24 protein-coding genes are annotated in these 26252 nt (G+C 65.2%); 16 read left to right on the plus strand and 8 right to left on the minus strand.

What is annotated here, in order from left to right; genetic code table 11:
* The first annotated feature begins 29 nt into the window (after nucleotides 1-29).
* Together LDO41_RS26620 and LDO41_RS26625 are read left to right on the plus strand one after the other, a co-directional pair.
* A complete protein-coding gene (locus tag LDO41_RS26620; protein WP_223993804.1) occupies nucleotides 30-1256 on the plus strand; it encodes an acyl-CoA dehydrogenase family protein in 1227 nt (408 codons plus the stop codon).
* Nucleotides 1257-1278: 22 nt separating this feature from the next.
* Nucleotides 1279-2619 (plus strand): LLM class flavin-dependent oxidoreductase, encoded by a 1341-nt coding sequence (locus LDO41_RS26625; protein WP_223993806.1) that lies wholly within the window; start codon nucleotides 1279-1281, stop codon nucleotides 2617-2619.
* Here the strand turns inward: LDO41_RS26625 and LDO41_RS26630 are convergent.
* The 4 genes from LDO41_RS26630 to LDO41_RS26645 form a co-directional block, all read right to left on the minus strand.
* Entirely contained in the window at nucleotides 2606-4303 is a 1698-nt protein-coding gene (locus LDO41_RS26630) for an ABC transporter ATP-binding protein (RefSeq protein WP_223993813.1), read from the minus strand. The two genes, LDO41_RS26625 and LDO41_RS26630, sit on opposite strands and share 14 nt — an antisense overlap.
* Before the next feature lie 14 nt (nucleotides 4304-4317).
* Nucleotides 4318-5247 (minus strand): ABC transporter permease, encoded by a 930-nt coding sequence (locus tag LDO41_RS26635; protein WP_223993815.1) that lies wholly within the window; start codon nucleotides 5245-5247, stop codon nucleotides 4318-4320.
* Between the two features lie 16 nt (nucleotides 5248-5263).
* Nucleotides 5264-6238, minus strand: coding sequence for an ABC transporter permease (locus tag LDO41_RS26640; protein ID WP_223993939.1), 975 nt, complete (start codon nucleotides 6236-6238; stop codon nucleotides 5264-5266).
* 75 nt (nucleotides 6239-6313) lie between these two features.
* Nucleotides 6314-7969: an ABC transporter substrate-binding protein gene (locus LDO41_RS26645; protein WP_223993816.1), complete on the minus strand. Its 1656-nt coding sequence runs from the start codon at nucleotides 7967-7969 to the stop codon at nucleotides 6314-6316.
* Between the two features lie 184 nt (nucleotides 7970-8153).
* Here LDO41_RS26645 and LDO41_RS26650 point away from each other — a divergent pair, with 184 nt between their 5' ends.
* Nucleotides 8154-9101 (plus strand): TauD/TfdA dioxygenase family protein, encoded by a 948-nt coding sequence (locus LDO41_RS26650; protein WP_223993817.1) that lies wholly within the window; start codon nucleotides 8154-8156, stop codon nucleotides 9099-9101.
* Between the two features lie 151 nt (nucleotides 9102-9252).
* Nucleotides 9253-10251, plus strand: coding sequence for an alpha/beta fold hydrolase (locus LDO41_RS26655; protein ID WP_223993818.1), 999 nt, complete (start codon nucleotides 9253-9255; stop codon nucleotides 10249-10251).
* Here LDO41_RS26655 and LDO41_RS26660 read toward each other — a convergent pair.
* Genes LDO41_RS26660 through LDO41_RS26675 form a run of 4 tightly spaced genes read right to left on the minus strand, consistent with a single transcriptional unit; the run spans nucleotide 10208 to nucleotide 12807 of the window.
* Nucleotides 10208-10621, minus strand: coding sequence for a 2Fe-2S iron-sulfur cluster-binding protein (locus LDO41_RS26660; RefSeq protein WP_223993819.1), 414 nt, complete (start codon nucleotides 10619-10621; stop codon nucleotides 10208-10210). The genes LDO41_RS26655 and LDO41_RS26660 overlap by 44 nt on opposite strands.
* Entirely contained in the window at nucleotides 10618-10923 is a 306-nt protein-coding gene (locus tag LDO41_RS26665; RefSeq protein WP_223993821.1) for a ferredoxin, read from the minus strand. Before LDO41_RS26665 ends, LDO41_RS26660 begins: the two co-directional genes overlap by 4 nt.
* Nucleotides 10920-11222, minus strand: coding sequence for a 2Fe-2S iron-sulfur cluster-binding protein (locus tag LDO41_RS26670; protein ID WP_223993823.1), 303 nt, complete (start codon nucleotides 11220-11222; stop codon nucleotides 10920-10922). Before LDO41_RS26670 ends, LDO41_RS26665 begins: the two co-directional genes overlap by 4 nt.
* Nucleotides 11223-11268: 46 nt before the next feature.
* Entirely contained in the window at nucleotides 11269-12807 is a 1539-nt protein-coding gene (locus tag LDO41_RS26675) for a hypothetical protein (RefSeq protein ID WP_223993825.1), read from the minus strand.
* A 315-nt stretch (nucleotides 12808-13122) separates the two neighbouring features.
* Here LDO41_RS26675 and LDO41_RS26680 point away from each other — a divergent pair, with 315 nt between their 5' ends.
* The 12 genes from LDO41_RS26680 to LDO41_RS26735 all read left to right on the plus strand — a co-directional run bounded on the left by LDO41_RS26680 (nucleotide 13123) and on the right by LDO41_RS26735 (nucleotide 26191).
* Nucleotides 13123-13842: a TenA family transcriptional regulator gene (locus LDO41_RS26680; protein WP_223993827.1), complete on the plus strand. Its 720-nt coding sequence runs from the start codon at nucleotides 13123-13125 to the stop codon at nucleotides 13840-13842.
* A 17-nt stretch (nucleotides 13843-13859) separates the two neighbouring features.
* On the plus strand, nucleotides 13860-15308 hold the full coding sequence (locus LDO41_RS26685; RefSeq protein WP_223993829.1) for an aldehyde dehydrogenase family protein: 1449 nt from the start codon (nucleotides 13860-13862) through the stop codon (nucleotides 15306-15308).
* Between the two features lie 39 nt (nucleotides 15309-15347).
* The gene (locus LDO41_RS26690; protein WP_223993831.1) at nucleotides 15348-15827 is read left to right on the plus strand and encodes a GlcG/HbpS family heme-binding protein; all 480 of its coding nucleotides are present in this window, start codon (nucleotides 15348-15350) and stop codon (nucleotides 15825-15827) included.
* Nucleotides 15828-15833: 6 nt separating this feature from the next.
* On the plus strand, nucleotides 15834-16832 hold the full coding sequence (locus LDO41_RS26695) for a 2Fe-2S iron-sulfur cluster-binding protein (protein ID WP_223993833.1): 999 nt from the start codon (nucleotides 15834-15836) through the stop codon (nucleotides 16830-16832).
* Between the two features lie 93 nt (nucleotides 16833-16925).
* On the plus strand, nucleotides 16926-17645 hold the full coding sequence (locus tag LDO41_RS26700; protein WP_223993941.1) for a GntR family transcriptional regulator: 720 nt from the start codon (nucleotides 16926-16928) through the stop codon (nucleotides 17643-17645).
* Between the two features lie 117 nt (nucleotides 17646-17762).
* The gene (locus LDO41_RS26705) at nucleotides 17763-17945 is read left to right on the plus strand and encodes a hypothetical protein (protein ID WP_223993834.1); all 183 of its coding nucleotides are present in this window, start codon (nucleotides 17763-17765) and stop codon (nucleotides 17943-17945) included.
* Between the two features lie 185 nt (nucleotides 17946-18130).
* Entirely contained in the window at nucleotides 18131-19600 is a 1470-nt protein-coding gene (locus tag LDO41_RS26710; protein ID WP_223993943.1) for an MFS transporter, read from the plus strand.
* Entirely contained in the window at nucleotides 19597-21120 is a 1524-nt protein-coding gene (locus LDO41_RS26715; protein WP_223993835.1) for an FGGY family carbohydrate kinase, read from the plus strand. The genes LDO41_RS26710 and LDO41_RS26715 overlap by 4 nt, the downstream gene beginning before the upstream one ends.
* 33 nt (nucleotides 21121-21153) lie before the next feature.
* Nucleotides 21154-22833 carry a glycerol-3-phosphate dehydrogenase/oxidase gene (locus tag LDO41_RS26720; protein ID WP_223993836.1) on the plus strand — a complete coding sequence of 560 codons (1680 nt, stop codon included), beginning with the start codon at nucleotides 21154-21156 and terminating at the stop codon, nucleotides 22831-22833.
* Nucleotides 22830-24383 carry an FAD-binding oxidoreductase gene (locus LDO41_RS26725; RefSeq protein ID WP_223993837.1) on the plus strand — a complete coding sequence of 518 codons (1554 nt, stop codon included), beginning with the start codon at nucleotides 22830-22832 and terminating at the stop codon, nucleotides 24381-24383. Before LDO41_RS26720 ends, LDO41_RS26725 begins: the two co-directional genes overlap by 4 nt.
* Before the next feature lie 2 nt (nucleotides 24384-24385).
* On the plus strand, nucleotides 24386-24970 hold the full coding sequence (locus LDO41_RS26730; protein WP_223993838.1) for a glycerol-3-phosphate responsive antiterminator: 585 nt from the start codon (nucleotides 24386-24388) through the stop codon (nucleotides 24968-24970).
* A 267-nt stretch (nucleotides 24971-25237) separates the two neighbouring features.
* Nucleotides 25238-26191, plus strand: coding sequence for a Bug family tripartite tricarboxylate transporter substrate binding protein (locus LDO41_RS26735; RefSeq protein ID WP_223993945.1), 954 nt, complete (start codon nucleotides 25238-25240; stop codon nucleotides 26189-26191).
* Nucleotides 26192-26252: the final 61 nt, after the last annotated feature.

Consider the following 26252-nt stretch of genomic DNA (forward strand, 5'->3'; position numbering starts at 1 on the left):
CGGGTCATGTGTCGCTGAAGGAAGGTTTCATGAACGCCCCCCTGCAACTCGATTCACTGGATTCGCTGTATCCGCTGCAAACCGCGCTCGACGGCCTGCCCGAGTTGGCCCGTCAGATCGGCGCTGGCGCCGCCGCGCGCGAAGCGCGACGCGTGCTGCCGTACGAAGGCTTTGCGCTGTTCCGCAAGTCCGGACTGGGCGCGCTGCGACTGCCGGTCGCGTGGGGCGGACTCGGTGGCACGCTCGTCGATCTGTTCGATGCGATCACGACGATCGCCGCGGAAGAGTCGAACGTCGCCCACGCACTGCGCATTCACTACGACCAGACCGAAGTGCTGCGATTGTCGCCGCGCTCCGCGTTCAACGACGTGCAGATTGCCCGCGTGTCCGAAGGCGCGATTTTCGGCGGCGCATCGACCGAGCGCACCACCTCGCGCCCCGGTGAAATCCAGACCGCGCTGCGCCGCGACGGCGATCGCTACCTGCTGTCGGGCCGCAAGTACTACTCCACCGGCACCGCCTTCTCCGACTACGCCCGCATCAACGTGCTGGGCGCCGATGGCGAACCCGTGCTGATCGTGATTCCCGTGAACCGTGCCGGCTTCAGCATCGTCGACGATTGGGACGGCATGGGCCAGCGCATGACCGCGAGCGGCAGCCTGTTGTTCGATAACGTGGCAGTCTTCGCCAATGAAGTGGCGCCGCGCGACAGCACCACGCTGGTCGGTCGTCATTGCGGCGCGCTGCGACAGCTACATCTGGTCGCCGTGGCGGCCGGGATCGTGCGCAACGCGTGGAACGATGCGCGCCGCTATGTACTCGAACATGGCCGGCCCGCGCTGCACAGCCCCGCGCCGAGCGCGCGTGAGGACCACTTCATTCAGGGTGTGATTGGCGACCTTGCCGCGCATAGTCATGCGATCGATGGCCTTGTGCGCGAGAACGCGCGCGCGCTCGACCGCTCGGCGGATGCGCTCGTCAATGGCGCCGACAATGCCGAGGAACTGGTGCTGGCCGGCGCGCTGGCCACCGCGCAGACCCAGCTCGTCGTCAGCAAGCTCGCGCTGCATGCGGGCGAGCGCATGTTCGAAGCCGGCGGCGCGTCGTTCACCGCGCGCGCGCACAACTTCGATCGCCACTGGCGCAATCTGCGCACGATCTTCAGCCACAACCCGCTGCTGCACAAGGCACGCGTGGTAGGCGCCTATCACCTGAACGGCGAGACCACGCACCTGACCGAAGGCCGCGTGTTCTGAACGCATCCACCGGAACGCACTCATGACCCAGGCCGCGCGACCGCGCCAGCTTCACCTGAACCTCAACGCGCTGCACTCGGGCTTCGTGCCGTCGGCCTGGCGTGTGCCGGACGCCGATCCGCGCGCGTTTCTCGATGTGCAGCACTATATCCGGCTGGCGCGGATCGCCGAGGCCGGCAAGTTCGATGCGATCTTCCTCGCCGACAATGCATCGATCGCCGATCAGATCGACTTTCGGCCGATCACCGCGCTGGAGCCGACGTTGCTGCTTGCGTGCGTCGCCACCGCGACCACGCATATCGGTCTGGTCGCCACGCTATCGACAAGCTACAACGAGCCCTACAACGTGGCGCGGCGCTTTGCCACGCTCGATATCGTCAGCCATGGCCGTGCGGGCTGGAACGTCGTGACCACGGCCGATGCCGGTTCCGCGCGCAATTTCGGCCGACTGGCGCCACCCGATCACGCCCAGCGCTACGCGCGCGCAGACGAGTTCACGCGCGTGGTCAAGGCGCTGTGGGATAGCTGGGAAGACGACGCGTTCGTCGGCGACAAGTCGTCGGGTCGCTTCGTCGACACCGCGAAGCTGCAACCGATCGCGCACCATGGCGCGTTCTTCGACGTCCACGGTCCGCTCAATCAGCCGCGGCCGCCGCAGGGGCACCCGGTGCTGTTCCAGGCCGGCGGCTCTTCCGACGGGCGCGAACTGGCTGCGTTGCATGCGGAAGCGGTGTTCTCCGCCGCGCAGTCTTTCGAGGAGGCGTTTGCCTATCGCGCGGAGATCAATCAACGCGCCGAGGCCCTCGGTCGTGGTCCGCATGCAGTGAAGGTGCTGCCGGGCCTGACCACGATCATCGGCGCCACCGAGGCGGAGGCGATCGCCCGTCGCGATGCACTCATCGATCTGATTCCTTGGAGCTACAGCCTGAATCGGCTGGCCGGCACGCTCGGGATTTCGGCCGATCGCCTGTCACTCGATCAGCCGCTGCCGGACGACCTTGTGCTGCCGGCAAACGGCAACCACACGTTCTTCCGCGCCACGGTCGCATTTGGCCAGCAGCGTGGGCTCACTGTGCGCGCATTGATTCGCGAACTGGCCGGCGGTGGTGGCCATCGCGTGGTTGTCGGCACGCCCGAGCAGATCGCGGACGATATCGAGCACTGGTTCGTCAACGGTGCGGCCGATGGCTTCAACCTGATGCCCGATGTGTTGCCGGATGGCGTGCAGGATTTTGTGGATGGCGTGGTGCCGATCCTGCAGCGGCGTGGCTTGTTCCGTACCGAGTACGAAGGACGCACGCTGCGGGATCATCTGGGACTGGCACGTCCGCAAGGGCGTGCGTCGGCACTTAAAGTGGCGTAGCGGCGAACGACGGGACCGCGTCCAGCAATTGCCGCGTGTACGGATGCGCGGGCGCCGACCAGATCTGTTCGCGCTCGCCGCTCTCCACGATCTTCCCGTCCTTCATCACCAGCACGCGGTCCGCGATATAGCGCACCACGCCCAGATCGTGCGAGATAAACAGGCACGCCAGCCCATACTCGGCCTGCAGATCGGCGATCAGATTCAGCACCTGCGCCTGCACCGAGACGTCGAGCGCGGACACCGGTTCATCGCATACCAGCAGCCGTGGCTGCACGATCAACGCGCGCGCAATACCGATGCGCTGGCGCTGACCACCCGAGAACTCATGCGGATAGCGCTGCAACGCCGAGGCCGGCAGTCCCACACGTTCGATCATCGCGTGCGTGCGCTCGCGCCGCACACGTGCATCCTTTGCGCCGTGAATGCGCAATGCATCCTCGAGCAGCGCCGCCACGGTCTTGCGCGGATTGAGCGAGCCGTACGGATCCTGAAACACCAGCTGCATCGCCCCGCGCCACGGCCGCAGTCGCCGGCGTTCGAGCGCCGCGATATCGGTCCCGTCGAGTACGATGCGGCCGCCATCATGATCAGCCAGCCGCAGGATCGCGCGCGCGAGCGTCGACTTGCCGCAGCCCGACTCGCCGACCAGGCCGACGGTTTCTCCCGCCGCGATCGAGAACGAGACATCGCGCACCGCATGCGCGGCATGGCGACCGGTGCGATGCACAACGTCGAGGCCTTCGACCCGAATCAGTGGTGCGGAAGCGTCGACGGGCAACGCCGGCTGACGCGGCACCGGCTGCGCGAGGCGGAACGCCGCGGCCGTGCCGTCGGCACGCCGTTCGACGCGTAACTCCGGCAAACGCGCAACGCGGTAATGCGGGGCGTCGCCGCGCGCATGGACACCGCTCAACGATGCGCCCAGCAGCGCGCGCGAATAGTCATGCGCGGGCGCCGCGAACAATGCGCGCGCCGCTTGTTCCTCCACTTTGCGGCCGTCATGCATCACGGCCACGCGATCGGCCCAGCGCGACACCACGCCAAGGTCGTGCGTGATCAGTAGCACGCTCATCGACAGTTCGCGGCGCAGCGAATCGAGCAGTTCGAGGATCTGCGCCTGGACCGTGACGTCCAGTGCAGTAGTGGGTTCGTCCGCCACCAGCAACCGCGGCGAGCACGCAATCGCCATCGCGATCATCACGCGCTGCCGTTGACCGCCCGACAGTTGATGCGGATACGCTTGGAAGCGCCGCTGCGGTTCCGGAATGCGCACGAGATCGAGCAACTCCAATGCCCGCGCCACGGCGGCCTGCGCCGACAGCGGCTGATGCAGTCGCAGCGACTCGACGATCTGCTGGCCCACCGTATGCACGGGATTCAGCGAGGTCATCGGCTCTTGAAAAATCATCGACACGACATTGCCGCGTACCGCGGTGATCTCGCGTTCCGGCAATGTCAGCAAATCGCGGCCATCGAGCAGGATGCTGCCCTCGACACGCGCCGTCGGCGACAACAGGCGCAGGATCGCCAGCGCCGTGGTCGACTTGCCGCAGCCCGATTCGCCGACGAGCGCAACCGTCTCACCCTCGCCGACATCGAGGTCCAGCGATGCCACGGCGGGACGTTCCGCACCGGGATAGGAAACTGTCAGCCCACGCAGCGACAACAGGGGTTCAGTCATGATTCGGTCCTTCTTCAGCGCGCGCCGCGCGGATCGAATGCCGCGGCAAGCCCATCGCCAATCAGATTGAGTGCCAATACCGTGAGCACGATCGCCATGCCCGGCAGCACGCACACATACCAGTCCGTGCGCAGCACCTCGCGACCCGCGCCGACCATATTGCCCCAGCTCGCCACGTTGGGATCGCCGAGGCCGAGGAACGCGAGACTCGACTCGGTCAGGATCGCGGTGGCGACCATCAGCGAGGCCGACACCAACACTGGCGTGAGCACATTGGGCAGGATGTCGTGCGCGATGATGCGCGCGTCGCTGGCGCCCAACGCTTCGCTCGCCAGCACCATGTCTCCGTGGCGCAGGCGCAGCACTTCCGCGCGCACCAGCCGCGCGAGCGCGGGCCACGACGTCACGCCGATGGCCAGCGCGATCTTGCCGATCGACGGCTGTGCCACCGCGACGATCGCGAGCGCAAACAGAAACGACGGGATGGTCTGGAAAAACGTGGTCACGGTACCGAAGATACGATCGATGCGACCCTTGAAATCATTTCCGTAGTAGCCGGCCACGATGCCACCGGCCACGCCCAGCACTACTGCGATCAGCGTGGACACCGCCGCGATCGTCAGCGACGCGCGCGCGCCGTGGAACAGCTCGGCCAGAATGTCGCGGCCGAGCATATCGGAACCAAACGGGAAGGCCGCATCACGGCCCGGCCATAGCAGCGGCTCGGTGGCCATATCGAGCGGGTCGTCCGGATATAGCCAGCCCGCCGTGACGGCAGCCGCCACGACGATTGCCAGCAATACCGTGCCGACCCACGCGCTTGGCGAACTCAGCAGTCGACGCAACGCGCCGTGGCTACGCGTATATGACAACGGCGGCGCTACCGTGACGTCCGCATCGGTCAGGACCGGGGCGCCAATCAGCGATGGAGATGACGATGACATGAACAACTCCCGGGATTCAGTGCGGAAGACGAATGCGTGGATCGACGCGCGCGTAGACCACGTCGACGATCCAGTTGACGACGATCACGACCACCGAGCTGCACAGCAGGATGCCAAGCAGCAGGTTGTAGTCGCGTTGATAGAGCGCGTCGAAAGCGGTGCGCCCGAGGCCCGGCCAGGAGAACACGGTCTCGACAATCACCGCGCCGCCGATGACCGAGCTTGCCTGCACGCCGAACATCGTGATCAGCGGCAGCAGCGCGTTGCGCAACACATGGCGCGTGAGCACGCGCGAAGCGGGCGCACCCTTGGCCACGGCCGTGCGCACGAAATCCTGACGCCGCACTTCGATCATGCTCGCGCGCATCAGCCGCACATACACGGCCATATAGAACAGCCCGAGCGTGATCGCCGGCAGCACGAGATGCTGGGCCACGTCGAGCGCGTAACGCCAGCCCGTGTAGCCCGATTCCACCGTGAACATGCCACCGACCGGCAACCAGTCGAGCCACACCGAGAACACCAGCACGAGCATCAGCCCGATCCAGAACAGCGGTGTCGCGAAGCACAGCAGTGCGGCCGCAGAGATCACGGTATCGAGCAACCGACCCGCGCGGCCCGCGGCCAGTACGCCGAGCCCGGCACCGAGCACCACCGCAAAGGCGATGCTCGCGCCCATCAGCAACAGCGTGGCGGGCAGTCGTTGCGCGATCAGGTCCAGCACGGGCATGCCCTGACGAAACGAGTACCCGAGATCGAGCTGCGCAAGGTGCCAAAGGTACTTGTACAGCTGTACCCAGAGCGGTTGATCGAGGCCGAACTGCGCACGCAGCGCAGCCAGATACTCGGGCGTGGCCGCACCGGCCTCACCCGCGAGTACCTGTGCCGCATCGCCGGGCGCCAGCCGCAGCAGGAAGAAGTTGACGATCGCGATGCCAACCACTACGCCCACGAGCTGTGCGAGGCGGCGCCACGGCAGCACGCGCGCCAGCGCGGGAAGGTACGTCGTGAAGGACGTCGAAGAAGCTCCTGGAGCGCGCGTGTTCACGTCAGACACCTCAGAGGCTTACTTGCCCGCAACCGTGGCCGTCGCGCCGGGCGGCTGCGCGAACCACGCGTTTTTCAGCGACGCGTAGATTTGATCCACACCGCTGACCGTGTCGCGCAGCGAGGACGATTGCACCGTGAAGAAACGCAGCTCGAGCAACGGCACCGACGGCAGGTCATTCTGCACCACGGTCTGGAAGCGCTTGAACAGCTCCACGCGCTCGGCCTGGCTCGGCGAGCCTTGTGCCTCGTCGATCAACTTGTTGGCTTCTTCGCCGCGATAGCCGGAGCCATTCGACCATGGGATGTTCTTGCCCACGGTGTCGGCACGATAGGCGCGCGTGACGCCCACCAGCGGATCGGCAAAGCCAGCGAACCACACCACGGCGAGATCGAAGTCGCGATCGCCATAGACACGCTTGGTGTACGTCGGCGTGTCCTGCGTGCGCACGGTCACGTCGATGCCGACGCGCTTGTACGCCTGCTTGAGGTACTCGGCGCTGCGCTTATAGTCGTCGCCGTACGGCAGATAGTCGATCTGGATCTTGAGGCGGTTGCCATCGGCATTGCGCTTGAGACCGGCCGCGTCGAGCAGTTGCTCGGCCTTGGCCGGGTCATACGCATACTTCGGCACGGCCGGGTTGAAGAACTGTGTGAGCGTCGACACCACCGGGCTCACCGCGGGCTTGCCGAAACCGAACCACACCACCTTGTTGAGCGCGTTGAGGTCGATCGCATGAGCCAGGGCCTGACGCACACGTACGTCCTTGAAGTACGGGCGGTCGAGGTTCACGTCCATGAACAGCCACGGCGAGATCCAGTCGTAGCCGCGCGTCTCGAGCTTGAGCGACGGCAGTTGGGCCAGACGCTGCGCATCCTTGAGCGGCACCGGGTTGAACGGCGCGTACTGCGCCTCGCCCTTCTCGAGCGCCGCGGCACGGGCGCTGGCGTCCGGAATCACCTTGAACACGATCTTGTCGAGGTAGGGCTTGCCCTTGTCCCAATAGTTGGGATTGCGCTCGAGCACGATGTAGTTGCCCTTGTTCCATTCCTTGAACACGAACGGACCCGTACCCACCGGCTTGTTGTTGTACGGGTTGTTGAGAATGTCCGTGCCTTCATACAGATGCTTCGGCAGCACCTGCGCGCCATTGCTGTTGAGCGAGCTCAGCACCGCAAGCGACGGCTCCGAGAAATGCAGCACCACGGTAAGCGGGTCCGGCGTATCGACCTGCGTCACCTTGCCGAACAGGATCTGGTTACGCGGATGGAGCTTCTTCCAGACGTTCTCCAGCGTCCACTTGACGTCCGCCGAAGTGAACGGCTTGCCATCGTGCCACTTCACATTGGGCCGCAGATGGAACGTCAACGTCTTCGAATCCTTCGAGATGTCCCAGCGCTCGGCCAGCGCCGGTTTGAGCTTGAAGTTGTTGTCGTACTCGACCAGGCCGTCGAACACGTTCGCGCTGAAGAAGCCAGTCGGTGCGGCCGAGTTGAGCGCCGAGGTCAGGATCACGGGCTCGGGCTGAATGATCGTGGTCAGCGTGCCGCCGGCGCGCGGGGTTTCCGCGGCGGGCGCGGCAACTGCCGAGGTGCCGGCGAGCAGTTGCAACGCGAATGCGGTCGGGGCTAGCCACGCCAGTGGCCGGGACTTCCGGAACAGGTGCTGGAACATAGAAGGGCAGGTAGGAAGATGGGCCACCCAATATAGAGAGGGCCTCCGTGCGCGCGAACGAACGTTTACGCATGCCGATATGCGATGCCTGCCGATATCCAAGCGCGAATTCATTCGTTCTGCGTGACCTGCCGCGACGCCTAAGGTGACGATCACCCAGACGTCCTCTTCCGGAGACCTCCCCATGACGCAGAATCAGATTCCGATCGACCTCGACGTGCGCCCCGTGTCGGGGCGCATCGGTGCCGAAGTGCGCGGCGTACGCCTGGACGGCGATCTGCCGGCTGCGGCATTCGACGCCATCCGCGCGGCGCTGCTACAGCACAAGGTCCTGTTCTTCCGCGAGCAGAGTCACCTCGACGATGCCACGCAGGAAGCGTTCGGCGCGTTGTTCGGCACACCGGTGCCACATCCGACCGTGCCGGTACGGGCGGGCACGCAATACCTGTTGGAGCTCGATTCGCAGCATGGTGGCGGCCGCGCCAACTCATGGCATACCGACGTTACGTTCGACCTCGCCTATCCGCAGGTATCGGTGCTGCGCGCGGTGGAGGTGCCTGCGTACGGTGGCGATACGGTCTGGGCCAATACGGCCGCGGCCTACGACGAACTGCCGGAACCGCTGCGCGACCTCGCGGACAAGCTGTGGGCCCTCCATACCAACGACTATGATTACGCGGGCTCGCGTCCGCAGCCACATGGTCCCGATGCGCAGCACTATCGCGATGTGTTCACGCGCACCGTATACGAGACCGAGCATCCGGTCGTGCGCGTGCATCCGGAAACCGGCGAGCGCACGCTTGTGCTCGGCCATTTCGTCAGGCGCCTGCTTGGCTATTCGTCGTCCGATTCGGCGCATCTGATCTCGTTGCTGCAGAACCATGTGCATCGGCTCGAGAACACCGTGCGCTGGCGTTGGCAGAGCGGCGACGTGGCGATCTGGGACAACCGCGCAACGCAGCACTATGCGATCAACGACTACGGCGATGCGCGCCGCGTGGTGCGCCGTGTGACCATCGCCGGCGATGTGCCAGTGAGTGTGGACGGCGAGCACAGCCGTGCGATCAAGCCTGTGCGGGATGCGGGTGCCGCTGGCAATGACGCCGCCGCGCAGGCGCGCAAGGCGGCCTGACCCGCTTATATCGACGCACCGCGACGGCGCCGAACCATCGACGCCGTCGATCATAAGGAGCTAAATTCGCCATTTTGGCTGCAACGAACTGTCGGTTAGGCTTTCTTCCTGACTGCGGCCACCCATGACGCCGCTGCAAGAGGAGACCATCTTGACTTCTACACTTTCCGACCTAATGTGCAGAGTGGCAGCGCCTGTCACCGGCGTTACGCGTCGCCGCTTTCTGCAAGCCGGTGCCACCGCGGTTGCCGCCGCCCTCGCCGCTGGCTGCGCCAACCGCCAGACCGCAGCCCCCGTGGCGGGCTCCGCCACGCAGACTCCGTCCCCCATGCGCACGTCCCGCATCCGATCTTCCGCAAGCGACGCCGTCGAACTCGCTGTCTTCGAGACCGGCAATCCAAATGGCCGCCCGGTGATCTTTATCCACGGTTTCGCGCAGAGCAGCGAGAGTTGGTCCAAGCAGCTATCCGCGCCCGAGCTGCAGCACCTGCGTCTGATCGCGTTCGATCTGCGTGGCCATGGCGACTCCGCCAAGCCGCTGGTCAAGGAGGCCTATCACGACAACCGTCGCTGGGCCGAGGATGTGCGATCGGTGATTCGCTCGACCGGCGCCCAGCGGCCGGCGATCGTCACGTGGTCCTATGGCGGGCGCGTGGTCAACGATTACCTGACCGCTTTCGGCGACGGCGAGATTGGCAGCCTCAACTACGTGGCCGCCACGTCGACGAGCGCACCGTTCGGTCAGGGACGTTCGGCGCGACTGATGGTGCCGATGATGTCCGACGATGCGATGGAAGCGGAGAAAGGGACAGAGGCGTTCCTGCGCGCTTGCTTTGCGCGGCCGCCGAGCGCGGCGGAACTCGCGCAGATGGAACGCTTCAATGCCAAGACGCCCGTGGCGGTGCGCAAACTGCTGGCGGGGCGGCCCGCCGCCTATGACGACACGCTACGCGCGATTCGCGTGCCGATGCTGGTGACGCACGGCCGCGAGGATCAGATCTCGGCGGTGGCGATGAGTGAGTACACGCACAAGCTCGTGCCGCACTCGACGCTCTCGGTCTACGAGGCGATCGGACACGGCACGTTCTTCGAGGACCCCACGCGCTTCAACGCGGAGTTGCTGGCGTTGCTGGCGAAGCAGGCCGCGTAGCTTCCCACGACACTGCGATGTCGCCATTGACAAAGGTCTGGCACGCCATGCGATAGCCATCGGCAAGGTCCTGCTCCGACAGATGCTTGCGCTCCTTCGGCTTGACCGCATCGGTATGCTCGAGGCCGGTCTCGATGCGGCAGCGGCAGGTCCCGCAGATGCCGCCGCCGCACTTGAACGGAATGCCGCCCTGCTCGCGCAGCGACACGCGCAGCAGGTTGCTGTTGTGCGGCGCCTTGACGGTCTTGCCGCCGTTGGTGACGAACGTGACCTCGACGGTCACGCGTTCGGCGGGGGCGGCGGTGGTCACCTCGGTGGTGGCCTCGGCGTTGGTATCGGCGGGCGCGCTGCCCAGCGTTTCCTGTGTCATCTTTTCGTCAGCGAAAGGTCCATCGTCCCGAAACTCGCGAGGTTCCGCAGCGCGGCGCGCGCGGCGTCCAGCGTGTCGAAGCGTTCGAGAAATTTCGATGGCACCAGGTTGATCGTTTCGGCCTCGGCCCCGCCTGACTCGTCAATCACGCGCACTTTCACCGCCTGGTGAAGTTCGGCTATCACAAAGCTTGCGGTGGCGCGGCCGTAGAACGCGTAGTCATACGTTTCCAACGGCGTGACACCCTCGACCGGCTCGGTGCGGAACTGGCCCGGCTTGCTGGTCAGGATCACGTATGTCATGCCGTTATCTCCTCCTGGCACAGCTCGATATCGTGCGTGAGCCAGATCTGGCAGGCCAGCCGAAAGCCTTGATCGATGCGCTCGCCGAGCTGCTTCTTCTCCTTCCAGTTCGGCGGCGGCAGATGCTCGGCACCGGCCAGCACCTTGCACGCGCACTTCGAGCATTTGCCCATGCCGCATTCGTAGCGCAGGTTCGGATACGGAAACTGCTTGATGCCGGCACGCACGACGAGGTTGGTTTCGGGCTTGACCTCGTCCTCAAAGACTTGCCCGTGCTTGTGAAAGATGACTTTCGGCATGTGTTCTCTAACCTTTGCTACATGTTGGTGGAGCTAAACCCAGGCTTCAGTGCCACAGCACCATCGCGCAGATTGTCGAAACGATCAGCCCGGTGATCACCGGCAGCAACAGCGCGCGCACGGCCTCCAGCACCGGTACACGCGCAAACCCCGCCACCGCGATCAGCGACGACCAGGCGATCAGCGTGCCGCCGCCGGTCCATACCGCACCCATCTGTCCCACCGCGGCGAGTGTCGCGGAGTCGAAGCCGACCACGGGACCCAGTGCGCCGGCGAGCGTGCCGGTCAGCGGCAGTCCGGCAAAGCCCGAACCATCGATGCCGGTAATCATGCCCACCAGCAACACGCCGAATGCGACCAGCACGTGGTTGTCGGGAATCATGTGCTGGTAGGCCTGGATCAGTTCGAACAGCAGGCTCGGTGCCTTGCCGGCGTCGACGCCGAGAATCTGCGCGGCCGTCTCGCCAGCCCCGACGAAGAAGAAGCCCGCGATCGGCAGTACCGACCCCATCGCCTTGAACGCGAACACAAAACCGTCGGTAATGTGCTCGGGGCAGACATCGAGCATGCGGCGCGGGCCTTCGGCCGCGAGCGTCGCCAGCATCATCAGCACCGCGGCCACGCCGCCGACCAGCGCGGCTGCCGCGCCACCCTTGAGGTCGGGCATGCCGTTGGCGAGCTTTGGCAGCACCATCAGCGAGACCACGCATACGAACGCGAGCGGCGTCAGCACCGCGAAGAACTTGGACCACTTGATGCGGCGCTGCGCGACCATCGCCAGGCTACGTTCGATATTGGCATCGGTAACGAGCGGCTCGTCATGCGACGTGCCGCGCGCGATCTCGGCCTTGTCGAAGGTACCGGTCGCTTCAACCTGCGGTTCGATACCGTTGGCCTTGGCCTGCCAGCGATCGAGCAGCGCGCCATTGGCCGGCACGATATAGCGGCGCATCGACAGATATGCGAGCGTCAGCGCAATAACACCGGCGATGATCGACAACACGAGCGCGCGGTCCGCGACCACTGCCGCGCTCACCGCGGCACCAGCCGCCTTGGCGCTGATGCCCGGCGCCACCCCGATCACATAGTCCGATGAGAGCGCCATGCCCTGCCCCGCGATCGCAATCGCCATCGCACCCGCCAGCGGCGGCAGACCCGCGGCAATCGCGGCAGGCAGCAGGATCGCCGAGACCAGCGGTACCGCCGGCGTGGGCCAGAAGAACAGCGAGATCACATAGGTAATACCCGCCAGGATGAAGTACGCGCTATGGCCGTTCTTCATGATCACGCGAAATGGCTCGACCATCCGGATATCGGACCGCAGGGTCTTGAGCGCATTGAGCAGCGCGGTCATGAACGCGATCACGAGGAAGATGTTGAACAACTCCTTCGCCGCCACGAGGCTCGCGCCGAAGATGCCACCGAGCGCGCTGACTGGACTGCCTGTGATGGCGAGGATCACGCAGAAGGTGCCGATGATCGACGGCACCACGACGTTGGCGCGCAGGATCATGGTCAGCACGATGACCAGCACGCCTAATAGATACGTCCAGTGCGCTAGGCCAATCTCTACCGTTGGTTGCATGAGGCTCCCCTGAGTGGGGCCCTGGTGGGGGCAGGTTTTGTGGAGGATACGAATTACTGTTTCGTATACTATATTCCGATCAAAACGAAACACAAGCGAAAACCCACCGGGTTAGGGAAACTCCGTGTCGAATCGCTGATACGGTGCCATAAACCGCGCCACTGCACGGTTTCAGCGCATCTCGCACCGTTTTCGACGGGCCCCTTCAGGCGCTATGCCCCAAAAACTCTGCTAGCAATTTCTTTCTCAATGTGTAGACTGTATACCAAATTGCAGTCCCAACCTGTCCCTACACACGCAAGAAAGGAGCCCCAAATGGCAGAACTGATGAACCGTGAAGACTTCCGCGCCGCGCTCGAGAACGCAATCAAGGGCAAAAGCGCCAATCAGGCCCCGTTCAGCAAGGCCTGGGCCGGCGGCACGCTGACGCGCGAGCACCTCTCGCGCTGGGCAGAGAACCACTATCACTACGTGGGCCCGTTCGCCGACTACCTCGCCTATATCTATGCACGCACGCCGGACCACATGACCGAGGCCAAGGACTTCCTGCTGGCCAACATGTACGAGGAAGAAATCGGCGGCGACCGCCACACCGATTTGCTGATCCGCTTTGCCGAAGCCTGCGGCACCACGCGCGAGCGCGTCGTCAATCCGGACAATATGTCGCCGACCACGCGCGGCCTGCAAAGCTGGTGCTACGCGGTGGCGATGCGTGAAGATCCGGTGGTCGCGGTGGCCGGTCTGGTCGTGGGCCTGGAATCGCAGGTGCCGTCGATCTACCGCAAGCAGACCCCGACGCTGCGCGAGAAGTACGGCTTCACCGACGAAGAAGTGGAATTCTTCGATCTGCACATCGTGTCCGACGAGATCCATGGCGAACGCGGCTACCAGATCGTGCTCGAACACGCCAACACGCCGGAACTGCAGGCCCGTTGCCTGAAGATCTGCGAGATCGGCGCACAGATGCGTCTGCTGTACACCACTGCACTCTTCTACGACTACGTCGAAGCCAAGCCGGCCGCGGTCGCCGCCTGATGCACGGGGCCACGACGATGACGGACACCTACCGCAACTACATCGACGGCGAATGGTGCGACAGCGTGAGCGGTCGCCTGTTCGACAACATCAATCCGGCCGACACGCGCGAGACCGTCAGCCGCCATGCGGCTTCCGACGCGCGCGATGCCGCCGCCGCCGTGGCCGCCGCGGCGGCAGCGTTCCCCGCATGGCGCAAAACGCCGATCGGCAAGCGCGCCAAGATCCTCAACGACGCCGCCACGTATCTGGAAGCCAACGCCGACGCGTTTGCGGCGGAGCTCACGCGCGAGGAAGGCAAGGCGCTGAACCTTGCGCGCGACGAGATCGTGCGCTCCGCGCAGACGCTGCGGTTCTATGCGGTGGAAGGCCAGACCTATACGGGCGAGACCTTCCCCAACGACGATCCGGACATGGTGGTCTATACGCAGCGCGAGCCGCTGGGCGTGGTGACTGTGATCTCGCCGTGGAATTTCCCGGTGTCGATTCCCGCACGCAAGATCGCGCCGGCGCTGATCGCCGGTAACACCGTAGTGTTCAAGCCGTCGTCGGATGCACCGCTCTCCGGGCTACGGCTGGCCGAGGCGTTCGTCAAGGCCGGCATTCCGCGCGGCGTGCTGAACTTCCTGACCGGCAGCGCGGGCGAAGTCGGCGAGACCATCGTGGCATCGCCGGCCGTACGCGCGGTGTCGTTCACGGGATCCACATCGGCGGGCGAGCAGATTCATCGCGCGGTGTCGATGACCACGCGTACGCAGATGGAGCTGGGCGGCAAGAACCCGCTGATCGTGATGGAAGATGCGGACCTCGATCAGGCCGTTGATCTCGCGGTCAAGGGCGGGCTGTCGCTGTCGGGTCAGGCATGTACCGGCACCAGCCGCATCATCGTGATGGCCGCGGTCAAGCAGGCGTTCACCGAGAAACTGGTGGCGCGCGTGAAAGCACTCAAGATCGGCAGCGGGCTGCAGACCGGCATGGACCTCGGGCCGCTGGCCACGCGCAAGCAGCGCGAGACCGTGCTGGGCTATATCGAGATCGGCAAGCAGGAAGCCACGCTGCTGCAAGGCGGCACGGCGCTGACCGAAGGCGACTTCGCGCACGGCTTCTATGTGGCGCCGACGATCTTCACCGACGTGACGATGTCCATGCGCATCGCGCGCGAGGAGATCTTCGGACCGGTGCTGGCCATCATCGAGGCCAGCAGCTACGCCGATGCGATGGCCAAGGCCAACGACACCGAGTACGGCCTGTCGGCTGCGATCGCTACGCGCAACGCACGCTATGCGCACGACTTTGCCAACGATATCGAGTCCGGCACGGTCAAGATCAACCGCACCACCACCGGCAACCTCGTCAATGCGCCATTCGGCGGCCTCAAGCGTTCGAGCACGGCCACGTTCCGTGAGTCGGGCCGCGCCGGCCTGGAGTTCTATACCCAGGTCAAGACCGTCTATCGAGGCTGTTGAGCGGTTGCAGGGCGAATTCACATTTCAGGAGTCAATGTCATGAAGGCAAGCATCAAGCTCGAACTGCGCGAGGCCCGGTTGATGGTCGACGCGGCGGCGGCAAAAGCAAAGGAGATCGGTGTGCTGGAGTCGATCTGCATCGTCGATGATGGCGGCTATCCGCTGCTGCTCGAGCGCATGGACGGCGCGCGCATCACGGGCCCGCAGATCGCCTGGAACAAGGCCTTCACCGCTGCGGGCCACAAGCGCTCGACGCATCTGTTCAATCAGGCGCCCAATGGTCCCGCGCTACCCGGCAACGAAGCGTTCGGCATCCAGTGGAGCTTCGAAGGCAAGTTCGCGGTATTCGTGGGCGGCTTTCCGGTGGTTGTGAACGGCGAGGTGATCGGCGGCGTCGGACTCTCTGGCGGCAATGGCGAGCAGGACACGGCTTGCGGCGTGGCCGCACTCGAGGCACTGCGCGATCTGCTGGCCGGTGAAGACCTGCAGGTTCTGGCACAGGCCGATATCAAGAAGTAAAGCGCCATGTCCTATCGCATCCATGTCGTCGAAACGCAGGCGACGTTCACCGTGGAAGCCGGCGAGACCGTACTCGACGGCGCGCTGCGCGCAGGCGTTTGCCTCGCGCATGAATGCACGTTCGGCGGCTGCGGCACCTGTCGCGTGCAGGTAGTCGAAGGCGCGGTCGCGTACGAGGACTTCCCGATGGCGCTGACCGAGGAAGAAGCCGCGACCGGAGCCGCGCTCGCCTGCCAGGCGCGGCCCACCGCGGACCTCGTGCTCAGCGTCGCGCGCGGCGCCGAGGCCGACATCCCCGCGCAGCGCGTCACGGCGGTCGTGCGAGAGGTCGGTTGGCTCGGCCCAGACGTGACGCACCTGCGCATGGAACTGCCCGAGGACATCGCGTTGCAGTACGCGCCCGGGCAGTACATGAAGATCCTGCTCGAAGACGGCACCCATCGCAGCTTCTCGATGGCCTCGGCTCCGCAAGGCAATGCGGTGGACTTCCACGTGCGGCGCATTGCCGGCGGCCGCTTTACCGCGACGCGGCTACCGACGCTGCAACCTGGCGACCGGCTCGAGGTGGAGGTGCCCCACGGCAGTTTCAGTCTGCGCAAGGAGGACTATCGCCCGCTGTTGATGGTCGCCACCGGCACCGGGCTGGCGCCGATCAAGAGCATGCTCGAGTCGTTGATGGACGATCCCGATTGCCCACCGGTCTCGCTGTATTGGGGCGCGCGCTCGGCAGCCGATCTGTATCTGCACAATGAGATTGCGGCATGGGGCGAGCGGCTCTATGACTTCCAGTACGTGCCGGTGCTCTCGCGCGCGGAGGATGACTGGCAGGGCCGGCGTGGTCATGTGCAGCAGGCGGTGAGCCAGGATCATGGCGATCTGTCCGAGCATGCGATCTATCTGTGCGGGTCGCCGAACATGATTCGCGATGCGCGGCAAACGTTTGTGGCACTCGGCGCGCAGTCGCCGTTCATCTACGCGGATAGCTTTACGTTCCAGCACGCCTAACCTCGGTCGGGGGAACAGTCGACGCAAGAAACGGGAAGGCGGCCGCGATGTTGACCGTATACAATAGTGGCATTCACGCCGCCTTCCATGACCATGAACGACGCCTCTGCGGGCACCCCGCGCTTCCCCACGCCGGAACTTCCGGTAGCCAGCCTCGGCGCGCAGCATTCGCCGTTGTTCGCGCTGGTCACCGACACCCTGCGCCAGCGCATCCTCGGCGGCCAGTATGAGCAGGGCGAGCGGCTGGTCGAGAACACGCTGTCTCAGGAGCTCGGCGTGTCGCGCATTCCCGTGCGCGAAGCCTTGCGCGCGCTCGCGGCGGAGGGGCTGGTCAAGATCGAGCCGCGCCGCGGCGCATCGGTGGCTCGTCTGTCACCGAATATCGCGCGGGAAATGGTGGAAGTCCGTGCCACGCTGGAAGGCCTCAACGCCAAGCTGGCGGCCCAGCGCCGCGATCCGACCCTGATCGCCGAGATCGAGAAGGTGCTCGAGGAAGGCAACGCAGCCGTCAACAGCGGCCAGACCGAACGCTTCGTCGAACTGAACTCGCGCTTTCATGAAGTGCTCGGCAATATCGCCGCCAACAGCGTGCTGCAGGACATGATGCGATCGCTGCGCGAGCGCACCGCGCTGCTCTTCGCGCCGGCCAATCTGAGCCGCGCGCGGCTCAACTGGGACGAGCACGCCCAGATCCTCCAGGCCGTCATTGCCGGCGACGCCGACCTCGCCTCGCTGCTGGCTACGCGCCACGTCTACAGCGCCGCGAAGGCGGTGGACGCGATGAATCTCGACAGCGACGCCCCGCGCGCCTGATTCGACGCTTTTCCCTCTCTGCGCCATGCTTGGGCACCATCCGTGCCCGTCGTGGTGCATTGCACCAATAAAGTGTATACTGTAGTCCGTCTTGGAACCACAGTAGGGAAAACGATCATGCAATATCCGGAGGCTTCTTACCTCAACCGTCCGGTCGGCGCGCAACTGCTGCGCCATTACGCGCACCGCGATGCCGTACGTCGCGCGACCCCGCTTTTGCCGAGCTTCACGACTATTGCGACGGCGCTGGCATCGGTGTCGGCACTGTTCCGACGCAGGCCCGATACCGCGCGTCAGTAGTCGCTCCTATGCGCGTGTCGCCCGCCCAGCGCGGGTTTTCCCGGTTGACACCCTAGTGCGCACACCTTAAATTTCGCTGGCAGATCTAGATAAGAGACCATCTGTAAGATGGTCTCTTAGCGCGTGCAATTTGCTGCGGCCTCTTACAGAACAACGATAAGGAGACCGCCGTGCAAGCATCTGCCATTCAATCGACGATCAAACTGCGTGGCATCGACGATGTCATCGCCTTCATAGATTCCTGTCCTGGTATTCGTGGCCGCGCCGGCGTGATCTGGTGGCTGGCGCTTGGTGGACTGTTTCTAGACGCCTTCTCCAATTCCGCACTGAGCGCGGGCCTCGGCCCGATGACGCGCAACCTCCAGCTCGAACCGTCGCAGGTCGCGTTGCTGACCTCGTTCGCCTCGTGGGTGGCCATCGCGTTCAATCCGATCGGCGGCTGGATGGCCGATCGCTGGGGTCGCGTCAAGCCGCTGATCCTGGCCAAGGTGTTCGCGGTCACCGGCGCGCTGCTGGTCGTGTACGCGCCTGACTTCGACATGATTCTGGTCGGCCGTTTCTTCGTCGGCGCCGCGTACGGCATCGACTTCGCGATCGCGATGGCCGTGCTCGCCGAGTTCACCCCGGTCAAACTCAAGAGTCGCCTGAATACGTGGCAGGGCATGTGGTACACGGCGGTCTGCCTGAACCTCGTGCTCGCGCTGATGTTCTACTCGTGGAATGTCGGCGATACCATCTGGCGCTACTCGGTGGCCGCCACCGCCGTATTCGGCACGTTGATCCTCGTGCTGCAGGCGCTGTTCCTTGTCGAAAGCCCGACCTGGCTGGCGCGCAAGGAGCGCCTGGAGGCCGCGGCGCGCGCGATGACGTGCATCTACGGCCGCGCATTCGTCGCCGCGCCGCAGTCCGAACGTGTGCCGGTCACCAACCTCGCCCGTCGCGGCATTGCCAACTTGCTGCTGATCTTCCGCGGCATCTATCTGCCGCGCACGATCCTCGCGGCCACGGTGCAGATCGGCCAGTCGATCCAGTACTTCGGTATTGGCTGGTATCTGCCATTGATCAGCGCCGCGCTGTTCGGCAAGGACTTCGTCTACGCGACGATCGGCGCGCTGGTCTTCAACGTATGTGGCATCTTCGGCGGCTTCCTGTCGCCGCTGATCGGCCGCAAGCTTGGCCTGCGCCGCGCCTCGGCCTTCGGCTTCGCCGCGGTGTTCGTCATGCTGCTGACGCTCGGCCTGTTCAACGGCCGCATGCCAACGTGGCTCGCGGTGGTGGTGCCGTCGCTGTTCATCCTGTTCCACTCGGGCGGCCCCGGTGCCAATGGCAAGAGCCTGTCATCGCTGTCGTTCCGCAGCGAACTGCGCGCCGGCGCCAACGGCGTGATCGGCGCCCTCGGCTCGATCGGCGCCGCGCTTGGCCTGCTGGTGTTTCCGATTTTCCGCGCCAAGTACGGTCTGGAAACGACGTTCCTGATTCTGTCCGTCGTCCCGTTTATCGCCAGCATCATCTGCTTTGCGATTCGCTGGGACCCGACGCGCACGGAGATCCATCCCGACAACGAAGCCAATGCGCCGCAGTTCCGTGGCGACGCCCGCGACACCCGTGACGTGGAGGGCTTCATCAATCCCGCTATCGAGAAATCCCGTTCATGAGCAACAAGACCAACGTCATCCTCGCGATCGACGAGGGTACGTCGGGCACGCGGGCCGCGGTGGTTGCCGCCGACGGCCACGTCTCGTGCCTCGAATACATGACCCTTCAGGTCGACTCGCCACGTCCCGGCGTGGTCGAGCAGGACGCCAACGTGCTGCTCGAGAAGACCATCGCGGTGTGCCGCGCCACGCTGGCGCAAGCCGCGCGCGAGAACTTCAACGTGATCGCCATGGCCATCGCCACGCAACGCGCGACGGCCATCCTCTGGGACACGCAGACCGGCCGCGCGCTGGTGCCCGCAATGGTGTGGCAGGACACGCGCTATGCGCATGACCTCGACCGGCTGGCCACCACGTGGGATCCGCCGCTGCGTGCCTCGGTGGGCCGCCCAGTGGGCGTGCGATCGCCCTATCTGTGGGCCGCGCGCCATCTGCGCGAAACGCCCGCAGTGGCCGAGGCGTGGCAGGCGCGGCGGCTCGCGTTCGGTACCGTCGACAGCTGGCTGCTATGGCACCTGTCGACGGCACGCGCCTGCGTGACCACGCCGACCAATGCCACGTCGTGCAGTGCATACGTGCTGGGTGAGCATCGCTATCTGCAGGACTGGGTCGATGCGGTCGGCTTTCCGCGCGAGCTGCTGCCCGCACTGCGTCAGGACGCGGACGACTTCGGCCGCACGCGCGCCGATGTGCTTGGCATCGATGTGCCGATCCTCGCGTGCGCGGGCGATCAACTCGCCGGTGCGGTGGGTCTTGGCTGCCTCGATGCCGGGCAGTCGATGTGCCTGCACGGCACCGGTAGCTTCGTCGACCTCGTTACCGGTCCGCGCCTGCCGGCACGCTGCGGCCAATCGGATAGCACCCTGACCATGACCGCGCGGCGCGTCGATGACGTGTCGCACTTCTCGGTGGAGACCTTTGTGGCGACCACAGGCTCGGCGTTGAACTGGATCTGCGAGCGTCTGCGCTGGTTCGACGACGCGAAGCAGATCAGCGCGCTGGCCGCCACGGTCAACACCGCGCGCGGCGTGACGTTCATTCCCGCGTTGACCGGGCTACGCGTGCCGAGCATGCAGCCCGATGCGCGCGCCACCGTCAATGGCATGTCGATGTCCACCACGCAGGCCGAACTCGCCTACGCCATTCTCGAAGGCGTCGCGCATTCGGTGGCCTCTTGCATCGACGCCAACCGCGACATGGCCGGTGTGCCGGTCACCGAGCTCGTGGTCGGTGGCGGCCTCTCCGCCAGCGACCCGCTGCTGCAGATGCAAGCCGACCTCACCGGTCTGCCGATCCATCGCATGAAGGAAAGCGATCGCGCGAGCCTGCGCGGTATCGCGTTCCTTGCCGGAGGCTCGGGTCTGCTGTGGGATTCGTTGCAGCAGGCGCGTACCACCACCGCGCCCGACGCCACCTTCGTGCCCGCGATCAGCGATGACGAACGCGCCGCACGGCGCGCCCTGTGGCATGCGCGCATCGCCTCGGAACTCAACCATGTGCGCGATGTGGCCGCGCATTGACCGAACCTCGATCGATCTGGAGAAGCAAGCAAGATGATGGGTCTACCATCCCGCGGCGCCAGCCGCGAGCGCGCCGAAATGACGCGCACCGAACCGCTGCGGCTGGTCCGCGCGGAACAACTGCAGCGCCTGGAACGCGACACCTTCGACGTGCTGATCGTCGGCGGTGGCGTGACCGGTGTCTATGCGGCGCTCGACGCGAGCCTGCGCGGCTATCGCGTGGCCCTCGTCGAGAAGAGCGACTTCGCGTCGGGCACCTCGTCCAAGTCTTCGAAGATGGTGCACGGCGGTCTGCGCTATATCGAACAGGGCAACCTCGGCCTCGTCCGCCATTCGCTGCTGGAGCGGCAGCGCCTGCGGCGCAATGCCCGGCATCTGGTGCAGCGCCTGCCGTTTCTGCTGCCGATCCTCGAACGCGACGGCGTGTTCGACCAGCGCCTGGCCAAGGCGTTCGAGGGGCTGTTATGGACCTACGATCTGGCCGGTGGCTGGCGCGAGGGCATCCTGCATCAGCGCCTGACCAAGGCCGAGGTGTTATCGCACTGCCCTACCTTCAACGAGGAGCATCTGAAGGGCGGCTTCATGTATTTCGACGCGCGCGTCGATGATGCGCGCCTCACGCTCAATATCGCACGCACCGCGGCGTTCCACGGTGCCGCTGTGGCCAACCATGCGCACGTTACCGAGATCACGCGCGACGGTCATGGCAAGGTCGATGGCGCGATCGTCCATGCGGATGGTCGCGAACTGCGCGTGCGCGCGGGCGTGGTCATCATGGCCACCGGCGTGTGGCTGCGCGACTGGACCGGCGGCCGCAAGAACGAGCAGAAGACGCTGCACGTGCGCCCCGCCAAGGGCGTACACGTGGCGGTGCCCTGGCTCAAGATCCGCAACGATTGCACCGTGACGATTCCCGTGCCGGGCCGCAGCCGCCGCGCCACCATTACGCGCTGGGGCAACGTGTCATACCTCGGCACCACCGACGAGGACTATGACGGCGACCTCGACAACGTGATGTGCACGCGCGAGGAACTCGACTTCCTGCTGGCGGGCGCGCGCTCCGCGCTCAAAACCGATCTGCGGCCCGAGGACGTGGTGGGCAGCATTGCGGGCTGCCGTCCACTGGTGGCGCCACCGGGCGGCAAGACGCTCGAGATCAAGCGCAACCACGAGATTCACGTCGGCCCCGATGGGCTGGTGACGATCGTCGGCGGCAAGCTGACCACGTCGCGTCATATGGCCGAGCAGACCATCGACGCCGCTGAGAAGGTTATCGGCAAGCGCGCGAAGTGCCGCACCAAGTCGGCCTATCTGCTCGGCGCCGCGGGCTACGACCCGCAGGCCATCGTCGCCTCGGGCGGCATGTCCGCGCACCTTGGCGAACGCTATGGCACCGAAGCGCGCTTTGTCAGCGACATCCTGCAGGCCGACCCTTCGCTCGCGCGTCCGCTCGTCGAAGGCCTGCCGCACACCGAAGCCGAGATCGTCTACGCGGTGCGCCACGAAATGGCCTGCACTGTGGACGACGTGCTGTCGCGCCGCATTCGCGCGCGGTTGATGGCACGCGATGCCTCCGCACACGCCGCGCCACGCGTGGCACAGATCCTCCAGGCCGAGCTCGGAATGTCCGAGTCGGCCGTTGCACGGCAGGTCAGCGACTACCTGTCCGCCGTCACCCTCGAAAAATCCGTACTTATGGGAGAAGCAGCATGATCAGCAAGGAAGCCATCAAGCGCGGCTACAACCGCCGCAACTACGTCGTGGGTGCCCACACGCCGCCGCATTTCGCAACCACCATTACCGAGACGCCGGACGCCCCGGGCCTGCAACGCGACGCCGTGCGCCTGGCCGAGTCTACGCTCGACGCGCTGCGCAAGGCCGCCGATGAAGTGCTCACAAGCACGAGCGACGTCGTCAACTGGACGCGCGATTGGTGGGCCGGTTCGATGATGACCGAGACAGGCGGTAAGCCGGCCACGCCGCGTGGCGCGATCGTGCGCGTGTCGACCATCGACCAGGTGCAGGCGGTGATGCGCATCGCGAATGCGGAGGCGATTCCGGTGACCGTATCCGCAGGCCGCAGCAACGTGACCGGCGCGGCGCTGCCGGTGCGCGGTGGCATCGTGCTCGATGTGTGCGAGCTGAATCGCATGATCGGCTTCGATCGCGACAGCCAGATCGTCGAGGTGGAAGCGGGCATGTTCGGCGATATCTTCGAGCAGACCATCCAGCAGGAGTTCGGCATGACGATGGGCCATTGGCCCTCGTCATTCGCGATCAGCACCGTGGGCGGCTGGATCGCCTGCCGTGGCGCGGGACAACTGTCGACGCGCTACGGCAAGATCGAGGACATGGTCGTCGGCATGGATGTGGTGCTGGCCGATGGCAGCCTGATCACCGTCGGCGGTTATCCGCGCGCGGCGCTGGGACCCGATCTGCAGCAACTGTTCATCGGCTCCGAAGGCACGCTCGGTGTGATCGTGCGCGCGCGCTTCAAGCTGCATCGCCTGCCCGACTATGGCCGTGCGATCGCCTATGGTTTCAAGTCGTTTGCGATCGGTCTCGAGGCCTGCCGCGAGATCATGCAACGCGGCGCAAACCCGGCCGCGCTGCGGCTCTACGACGCGCTGGAGAGCGGCGTGCAGTTCGGCCTGCCCGAGAGCAACGTGTTGCTGATTGCCGATGAAGGCCCGCGCGAGATGGTCGATGCGGTGCTGGCCATCAGCGAGCGCGTTTGCGCGGAACTTGGCGAGCGACTCGATGGCGATGCCATCTTCGAACGCTGGCTCGACACGCGCTACCTCACCGGCAAGAGTGCCGAAGGGTTCAAGCGCAGCCCCGGCTTCGTGGCCGACACGCTCGAGATGGCCGGCCCGTGGCGCGACCTGCCGGCGATCTACGACGACGTGGTGGCGGCGATCAACGCGGTGCCCGGCACGCTCGCGGGTTCCGCGCACCAGTCGCATGCCTACGTCGATGGCGCCTGCCTGTACTTCTCGCTGCGCGGGGACGTCGCGGTGGAAGATCGGCAGAAGTGGTATCGGCAGGCCTGGGATGCCGCCAACGCGGTGCTGATCCAATACAATGCCGCGTTGAGCCATCACCATGGCATCGGGCTGCTGCGCGCGCCTTACATGGCACCTTCGCTCGACACCGCATTTCCGGTGCTGGAGACGGTGAAGCGCGCGCTGGATCCGCAGAACATTCTCAACCCCGGCAAGCTCGGCCTGACGGACGTACTCGCCAACGAAGTGAAGAAGTAAGCATGGACAGGTCTCTCGGCGCCCGCCTGACACGACATCCGGTCATCGCCACGTTGTACGGCACGGAACAGATCGACGCCTTCGTCGATAGCGAGGCGGAAGTCTCGATCGTGGCCAATGTCGATCTGCGCAAGTTGCAACCCGTGATCGCCACGCTGACACGGGCCGGCAAGTACGCGATCGTCAATATCGACAGTTGCGAAGGACTGTCGCAGGACAAGGGCGGCGTCGAGTACCTGGGCGACATCGGCGTGGTGAGCCTGGTCTCCACGCGTGTGGCGACGATTCAGCGCGCCAATCGCGCGGGGATGGTGACGATGCAGAAGGTCTTCGTGACCGATCGCTCGACGTGGCCGCGCAGTGTGAAGGCGCTCGAGCAAAGCGACCCGAACCTCGTGCAGCTGATGCCCGCGCCGATGCTGTCGCACCTGCCGGAGGCGGACCGCAAGGCGCTGCCTCCGATCGTCACATCAGGCTTCGTGTGCAACCGCGACGATATCGTGACGGCGATCGCACATGGCGCTGTGGCCGTCTCGACCAGCGATCGCAAGCTCTGGAACCTCGAAGCCAAGGCGCTCAAAGCGTAAAAGCGGTAGCTGTCTCGCATCGCGGAACAAGGCGGCGTTGCTGACCGGCAATCGCACACCGCGTGCTTCCGCTCGTCCCGAATACATGGTTTGTCCCGACATTGACGGCAAAACCGGCCGTCATAATGATGCCGCCCTAGCATGCGGCATGACATAAGACATCGGAGACACAACTTGAGTATCAAGACTGACGCGACGCGCCTGCCGCGCGCGGCGCGTACCGCATTCCTTTCCCGTTCCCTGCGTAGCACCCTGTCGTCGGCCGGCCTGTTCACCGCGCTGCTGACGACGGCACTCGTGAGTGCCCCCGCCGCGTACGCCGCCGATGCGTGGCCCAGCAAGCCGATCAAGGTCATCGTGCCGTACACGCCGGGCGGTTCCACCGACACGGTGTCGCGCGTGGTGTTCGAGAAGGTGGCGCAGAGCCTCGGCCAGCCCATCATCATCGAGAACAAGCCCGGCGCGAACAGCACCCTGGGCGTGGGTGTGGCGGCGCGCTCGACGCCCGATGGCTACACGTTTGTCTCCATCCTCGCGGCCTACAGCGCGAACATGTCGCTGTACTCGAAGCTCAGCTACAAACCCTCGGACCTCGTGCCCGTGGCGGAGATGGCGGAGTTGCCGTTGTTCCTGTTCGCCAGCAAGAAGCTACCGGTGAAGACCGTCGGCGAACTGGTCGCGTATGGCAAGAAGCATCCCGACACGTTGACGTTCGGCTCCAGCGGCGTTGGCAGCTCGGCGCATCTGACGGGCGAACGCCTGGCGATGGAGTCGAAGGTCAAGATGACGCATATTCCGTACAACGGCAGCGCGCCGATCCTGCCGGCGCTGGTGTCGGGCGAAGTGTCGGTTGCGTTCGATCCGCTGCTGGTGCCGATGCCGCATGTAAAGTCCGGCAAGATCAACGCGCTCGCGGTAGCGTCGGCCAAGCGCTGGCCCGGCGAGCCGAATATCCCGACCATGGAAGAGGCCGGCTTTCCGGGCTTTCTGATGAGCTCGTGGACCGGATTGCTGGCACCGGCAGGCACGCCGCAACCGATCGTCGATCGCATGGCCAAGGAAATCGCCGCGGCCACGGCCAGCGCCGACGTCGCGAAGAAGCTGACCGACCTTGGCTTTGTTCCCGTGGGCGGCACGTCGGACGAATTCCGCAAGTTGATCGAGCGCGACACGGTGCGTTACGCCGAAATCGTCAAGGCAGGCAAGATTTCGCTCGACTGAGCGGCTTGCTGGGCCGCTCACTGCCCGGCTTTGTCACGAAAACAAGCCATGCTCGCAAGGG

It is taken from the genome of Cupriavidus pampae (assembly GCF_914271485.1).
Lineage (GTDB): Bacteria > Pseudomonadota > Gammaproteobacteria > Burkholderiales > Burkholderiaceae > Cupriavidus > Cupriavidus pampae.